Raw genomic sequence first — 6425 nt, 5'->3', positions numbered from 1 at the left:
TCCTCGGTGACAGCGACCCGGCGCCGCCGGGCGGATCCTCCTTCCGCCGGCCGACATCCCGGACGTGGGCCGGCTGGCCTGGTTCGAGGACCCGTTCGGCGCGCCCTTCGCCGTCCTGAAGCCGGCGCCGATGGGGTGACGCGGCGCCGGCCCGTCCGGGTCAGCGGGGGAAGAGTTCGAAGGTCACGGCCGGGCGTCCGCCGAAGCGGCCGGCGGCCTGCCCGGTGGTCGTGGTGAGGAAGTCGCGGACGTACTCCTCCGGGTCCTGGTCCGTCAGCGCCTCGATGTAGGCCCGGTGGCAGAGCAGCGACGCGACGGCGCGGTCCATGCCGGGGGCCGCGTCGACCGCGTGGGTCGGGGTGCCGGACCCCGCGACGGCGACCCAGCGGACGCCGTCCCAGGGCTCCAGGCCCTCGTCGGCGAGTTCGGGGAAGATCCAGCGGTTGCCGGCGTCGGCCGCGGCGTCCAGGGTGGCCCGCCCGACGGCCCGGTGGTCGGGGGTGTTCCAGGGGGCACCGGGTCCGGGGCCCCAGGTGTCGCGGTGGTTGAGGGTCACGACGAGCTCGGGACGGTGGCGGCGGATCGCGGCCGCGATGTCGCGCCGCAGGGGGACTCCGTACTCGAGCACACCGTCGCGGTGGCCGAGGAACTCGACCGTGTCCACGCCGACGACGGCGGCGCTGTCGCGCTGCTCGCGTTCGCGCAGCGGCCCGCACGTCTCCGGGGCGAGGGTGTCGATCCCGGCCTCGCCGCGGGTGGCGAGGACGTAGACGACCTCCTTCCCGGCGTCCGTCCAGGCGGCGACGGCGGCGGCGCAGCCGTACTCCAGGTCGTCGGGGTGGGCGACGACGGCGAGGGCGCGCCGCCAGTCGCCGGGCATCTCCCGCAGGTCCGTGGCATCCGTGGTGATCATGAGCGCAGGATACGGGCGGTCTCCGCCGCGGTCGGGCGGAACGCTCCGGCGGGACGACCGAGCGCGAGACGTGCCGGGGGGCGGTCGGGGTCGAGACCACGCCGGTCCGCGAGGGCGACGGCGAGGCGGTGGGGCGCGGACGGACGCGGCGACCGGGTCGACGGCGTCGGCGGTGAACAGGACGCCGGTGGCCTCCACTTCGTCCCGCAGCCCCGAGGGCGCGGGGCCCAGGCACCGGACCAGGCCGGCGCGGCCGCTGATGCTGACGGGGCCGTGGCGGCACTCCATCGCCGGGTACGACTCCGTCCAGGCACGGGCAGCCGCGGGGGACGGGAGCGCACGGTGAGCAAGCGCACGCACCGCTCGGACTTTCGCGCGCTCCCCGGGGGGTGGCCGCCACCGGGGGAGGCGCGGACGACGCACTCCGGGCCCGCCGGAGCGCCGCCGCCGGTTCAGGGCCGCAGGAGACCCTTCGCGACGAGATAGGCGCGGGCCACGTCCTCGGGGAGCCGGCGCCAGCTGTCGACGCGTTCGTTGAGGTCCGCGAGGTCGGCGGTGGTCAGGACGTCGTTGAGACGGCCGAGGACGCGGGTGACGCCCGTGCTTCCGGCGCGGGCCCGGTTGACGACGGGGACGATGTGGTCGGCGTTCTGCAGGTGTCTGTCGTCGGCGAGGAGCACGAGGCCGAAGTCGTCCAGGGTGGCGTCGGTGGTCGTCGTCAGCACCAGCTGGTCCTGGCCGTCGCGCACGGCCTGTTTGGCCTGCGTGGTGCCGACGCCCTTGGGGTCGACGGCGGTGACGTCGATGCCGTAGACCTTCCGCAGGCCGGGAGCGCAGTAGGGGCGGCGGACGCATTCGTCTCCGGCCGCGAGCCGTACCGGGACGCCCCGGGCGCCCAGATCGCTGAGAGTCCTGAGGTGGTGCTCGGCGGCGAAGGCGGCGGTGACGGCGAAGGCGTTCTGGTCGACGGCCCGGCCGGGTTCGAGCACGGTGAGGCCGCGCGGGCCGGCGAGCCGCCGCAGGGCGCTCATGGTGGCGGTGAGGTCGGGTGAGCCGACGGCCGGCGCGTCCGGTCCGTTCACCTTGGCGTTCAGCCAGTCGGCGAAGGTGGCCGCGTACTCGGGCACGACGTCGATCTGTCCGTTCTCCAGCGCCGGTTCGTACAGCTCGCGGTTGGTGACGGTGAGGAGGGTGGTGCGGTATCCGGCCTGTTCGAGCAGGAGGGCGTACATCCGGGCGAGCAGCTCGCTCTCGGTGAAGCCGGCCGAGCCGACGGTGAGGTGGCGGCTGTCGCCGGGCGGGGCGGTGACGGCTCCCCGGTCCTCCAGGGCGGGGCCGGTGGCGCAGCCTGCGAGGGCGAGGAGCGCGGCGAGCGCCCCGGCGGCGAGGCGGGCCGTCCTCATGGGCGGTCCCGGGTGCGCGGCGCGGCCGGGACGAGCGCCCGGACCGCTTCGAAGAGGCCTTCGACGAGAAGGGCGAGTCCGGCGACGAGGACGGCGCCCGCCAGCACCTGCGGGGTGGAGGCGAGGTTGAAGCCGGCGGTGATGATCCGGCCGAGACCGCCGCCGCCCGCGAGGGCCGCGACGGTGGCGGTGGCGACGAGCTGGACGGCGGCGACACGGACGCCGGTGAGGAGCAGGGGCAGCGCGAGCGGCAGCTCGACGCGGGCGAGCACCTGGCGGCCGGTCATGCCCATGCCCCGGGCGGCTCGTACGACGTCGGCGTCGACCCCGCGCACCCCCACGTACGCGTTGGTGAGCAGCGGTGGGACGGCGAAGAGGACGAGGGCGACGACGGTCGGCCAGGGGTCGTACGGGCCGAGGGGGCCGAGGAGCAGCAGGACGAGGACGGCGAAGGTGGGGACGGCCCGGCCGGCGTTGGCGAGGTTGACGGCGAGGGCGCCGCCCCGGCCGAGGTGACCGAGGGCGAGGGCGACGGGCAGCGCGATCAGGCAGCTGAGCGCGAGGCCGGCGCCGGTGAGGAGCAGGTGCTCGGTGAGCCGGTGTCCGATGCCGTCCTCGCCGGACCAGTGGGCGGCGGTGGTGAGCCAGGCCCACGCGGCGGCGAGCGTGGTCACCGGTCCTGCCCGCGGGTCCAGGGGGTGAGCAGCCGCTGGGCGCCGAGGAGGAGCAGGTCGGCGGCGACGGCGAGGAGGACGCAGAGGACGGAGGCGGTGAGAACCTGCGCCTTGAAGTAGGTGTTCATCCCGGAGTAGATGAGGTTGCCGAGGCCGCCGTGGCCGACGATCGCGCCGATGGTGACGAGGGAGACGGTGGAGACCGCGGCGATGCGGAGCCCGGCCATGGCGGCGGGCAGCGCGAGGGGCAGTTCGACGGCGAGGAGGAGACGGGTGGGGCCGTATCCGAGCCCCCGCGCGGCCCTGCGGATGTCGTCGGGTACGGCGTCGAGCCCGGCGAGCAGGTTCCGGACGAGGAGGGTGAGCGAGTACAGGACCAGCCCGGCGACGACGAGGGAGGCGGACAGCCCGTACACGGGCAGGAGCAGCGAGAACATCGCGAGCGCGGGGATCGTGTACAGGACGGTGGTGACGCCGAGCACGGGCGCCGCGGCCCAGCGCCGGCGGCGGGCCAGGAGGGCGAGCGGGACGGCGACGGCGACTCCGAGGGCGAGGGAGGCACCGGTCAGCCGGAGGTGCTGGACGACGGCGTCGGCGAGGATCTCGCTCCGCGAGGACAGGTAGTCCCCGCAGATCCACTCGTTGCGGGCGAGGCAGTCGTCGGGGGGCGCGCTCACCCTCCCATTCGAGCCGGGGGCGGGGCGCTCCGCATCCGGGCAGGTCCGTTCGTGGCGGTCCTGGTGGCTTCGGGCGGAGGCCCGCAGGACGGCGACGGTCCGGTCAGCCCGACTGCAGGACGGAGAGGACGTTTCCGGCGGGGTCCTTGAACCAGGCGATCGAGGGGCCCCGGCCGTCGCTCCGTACGATCCCCTTCCCGTCCGCCTCGAACCCGGGGTACCGCTCGAACTCCACCCCGCGCCCGCCCAGGGCGTCGACCGCCCGGTCGATGTCGTCGACCTCGAAGTTGAGGATCGTGAAGGAGGCGGGGGTGTGGTCGTCCTTGGCGTAGACGAACACCCGGGCGCCGCCCGCCAGGGTGAGCACGAGGGCTCCCATGTCGCCGGGGCCCTCGTCCTCCACCCGCAGGCCGAGGGTCTCGCCGTAGAAGCGGCGCGCGGCGTCGAGGTCGTCGACGGAGAATCCGCTGAACGCCGGGGTTTCGCCGAACATGGCGTGCTCCCTTCCGGGGGCCTCGGCGAGGCCCCCTTCCAGGATCCGCCGGACCGGCGTCGGGCGCTCAGGGAGCGATCGGCAGCTGCCGCTTGTGGGCGGTCAGGTCGTAGCGGCGGACGATGGCGGCGTAGGCGGCCTCCGAGACCGGCTTGCCCTCCAGGAAGTCGTCGATGTCGTCGTAGGTGACGCCGAGCGCGTCCTCGTCGGGCTTGCCGGGGTCGAGGGTCTCCAGGTCGGCGGTCGGCGTCTTCCAGACCAGCTCGGCCGGGGCTCCCAGCTCGGCGGCGACGGCGCGGACCCGTCGCTTGGTGAGACCGGTGAGCGGTACGAGGTCGGCCGCGCCGTCACCGAACTTGGTGAAGAAGCCGGAGACGGCCTCGGCGGCGTGGTCGGTGCCGACGACGAGTCCGTCGTGGGCGCCGGCGACGGCGTACTGGGCGATCATCCGCTGGCGGGCCTTGATGTTGCCGTGTGTGAAGTCCTGGTGGTGGGCGTCGCGGAAGGTGACCCCACCGGCGAGCGCGGCCTCCAGGGCGGCGTCGGACGCGGGCTTCACGTCGACGGTGAGGACCCGGTCGGCGCGGATGAAGTCCAGGGCGGTGCGCGCGTCCTTCTCGTCGGCCTGCACGCCGTACGGCAGGCGCATGGCGTAGAAGGTGGCCTCCTGCCCGGCCTCCCGGACCCGCTCGACGGCGAGCTGGCACAGCCGGCCGGCCGTGGTGGAGTCGACGCCGCCGCTGATGCCGAGGACGAGCGAGCGCAGCCCGGTGGACCGGAGGCGCTCGGCCAGGAACGCCACCCGGCGCTCGATCTCCGCCCGCGGCTCGAAGCTCGCGGACACCTCCAGCTCCTGGGCGATCTGCTGCTGCCGGGCGATGGCCGCCGGGTCGGTCACGGGACTCTCCTCGTGGGACGGTGTCGTACAACTACAACGGGGTCGACTTTACGGGGTGGGGCCGGCGGACCGCCGGGGCGGCGGTCCGCCGCGGCCGGGCGAGCGGCCCGGTAGGGCGCGCCGGCGGCCTGCCCCGACGCGGACCCCCGCGGATCCGTCACCGTGCGTGGGGCGAGCCGCCGCGTCACGTGCGGTCCGCCCCGGCCGCCCCGGTGCTGCTGCCCGCGTGCCCGCATCCGCCGCCGCCATTCCCTCCGGCCGGTGTCCACGCCCGGCGCGTGCCCCGCAGGTCGGGTCCCATGCCCCTCGAGGGCCGTCGCCACCGGGGCGAGGACGACGCCTGGAACATCGCCGCGCTCGTCCCCGACCTGGTGGACCGGGGGCCCGCCCCGCCGGCTCGACGGGCGGGCACCGAACCCCCCTCCCGAGGGCACCGCCGCCGCACCCCCGGCGGGGTGATCAGCTGCCCGGGCCGGTGCGCAGCGCCCGGGCCAGGCCCTCCTGGGGCGTTCCGGTGAGGGCGCGCAGGAAGATCTCCTCGTAGGCGGGGTCGCCGAGCGCGGCGCGGGCCGTACCGGTGTACTTCTCGCGCAGCGCCCGCAGGCCCGGCAGGCCGCGGCGGGGCCGGCCGGTGGCACGCCAGTAGGCCTCGCCGGTGCCGGAGACGTCCGCCGCGCTCGCGCCGTCGCCGGCGGCGGCGAGCGCCGTGGCGAGGACGTCGAGGCCCAGGGCGACACCGAGACGCGCACCGAGCCGGCGGCTGCCCTCCAGCATGGCCCTGGCGTGGCCGGCCGCGGCTCCCGGGTCGCCCGTCAGCAGGCAGATGAGGGCCGAGTGGTACGCGAGAGCGGTACGGATGCCGTGCTCGCCGCGCTCCTCGCAGCGCTCGCGCAGGGCGCGGGCGCCGGCATCGGCCTCGTCGAGCCGGCCGAGGCCGGTGAGGGCGAAGACCCGCACGAGGTGGCAGCGCAGCCGCGCGGCCGAGTCGTCCGGCACGGCGTCCAGGACGTGGCCGACGACCACCGCCGCGGCCTTGGCGCGGCCCGTCGTGAGGGCGACGAGGCCCGCGAGGGCGGCGGCGTCGAGGGTGAGCTCGCCGGGCCGGTGGGGCCCGCCGGCCGTCCCCGCCTCCGCGTACTCGGTGTACCGGGCCTCGCGGGCGCACCGTTCGCTGATCTCCTGCGCCGCTCCGGGGTCGCCCTGGAACACCAGGGTCACCCCGAGGGCCCACAGGGCGCGGGTGCGGGCCCGGCCGCGCGCGCCGCTCAGCAGCAGGGCCTGTTCGAGTCCGTCGCGGGCCTCGCGCAGCCGGCCCCGGCAGGACCAGGCGAAGGCGACGGACCCGGCCAGGTCGAGGGCGGCGTCGG

General features: G+C 76.0%; 6 protein-coding genes and 1 pseudogene. All 7 read right to left on the bottom strand.

What is annotated here, in order from left to right:
* Positions 1–160: 160 nt before the first annotated feature.
* Positions 161–913, bottom strand: coding sequence for a PIG-L deacetylase family protein (locus tag RIF68_RS23255; RefSeq protein WP_309053232.1), 753 nt, complete (start codon positions 911–913; stop codon positions 161–163).
* A 452-nt stretch (positions 914–1365) separates the two neighbouring features.
* The gene (locus RIF68_RS23250; RefSeq protein ID WP_309053231.1) at positions 1366–2316 is read right to left on the bottom strand and encodes an ABC transporter substrate-binding protein; all 951 of its coding nucleotides are present in this window, start codon (positions 2314–2316) and stop codon (positions 1366–1368) included.
* Positions 2313–2990, bottom strand: a complete 678-nt coding sequence (locus tag RIF68_RS23245; RefSeq protein WP_309053230.1) for an ABC transporter permease subunit — start codon at positions 2988–2990, stop codon at positions 2313–2315. Before RIF68_RS23245 ends, RIF68_RS23250 begins: the two co-directional genes overlap by 4 nt.
* Positions 2987–3667, bottom strand: coding sequence for an ABC transporter permease (locus tag RIF68_RS23240; RefSeq protein ID WP_309053229.1), 681 nt, complete (start codon positions 3665–3667; stop codon positions 2987–2989). The genes RIF68_RS23245 and RIF68_RS23240 overlap by 4 nt, the downstream gene beginning before the upstream one ends.
* A gap of 103 nt (positions 3668–3770) precedes the next feature.
* The gene (locus RIF68_RS23235; RefSeq protein WP_309053228.1) at positions 3771–4160 is read right to left on the bottom strand and encodes a VOC family protein; all 390 of its coding nucleotides are present in this window, start codon (positions 4158–4160) and stop codon (positions 3771–3773) included.
* Positions 4161–4227: 67 nt separating this feature from the next.
* Positions 4228–5058, bottom strand: a complete 831-nt coding sequence (nadE, locus tag RIF68_RS23230) for an ammonia-dependent NAD(+) synthetase (RefSeq protein WP_309053227.1) — start codon at positions 5056–5058, stop codon at positions 4228–4230.
* A 459-nt stretch (positions 5059–5517) separates the two neighbouring features.
* Positions 5518–6425, bottom strand: a pseudogene (locus RIF68_RS23225) (regulator); the annotation flags it as partial.

Source organism: Streptomyces sp., assembly GCF_031178505.1.
Lineage (GTDB): Bacteria > Actinomycetota > Actinomycetes > Streptomycetales > Streptomycetaceae > Streptomyces > Streptomyces gulbargensis.
This window is presented reverse-complemented; position numbering and strand designations above follow the sequence as displayed.

What these genes read in the sequence shown, in the direction of transcription:
- RIF68_RS23255 (WP_309053232.1), bottom strand. Translation starts at nt 913, where the DNA reads ATGATCACCACGGATGCCACGGACCTGCGGGAGATGCCCGGCGACTGG.
- RIF68_RS23250 (WP_309053231.1), bottom strand. Translation starts at nt 2,316, where the DNA reads ATGAGGACGGCCCGCCTCGCCGCCGGGGCGCTCGCCGCGCTCCTCGCC.
- RIF68_RS23235 (WP_309053228.1), bottom strand. Translation starts at nt 4,160, where the DNA reads ATGTTCGGCGAAACCCCGGCGTTCAGCGGATTCTCCGTCGACGACCTC.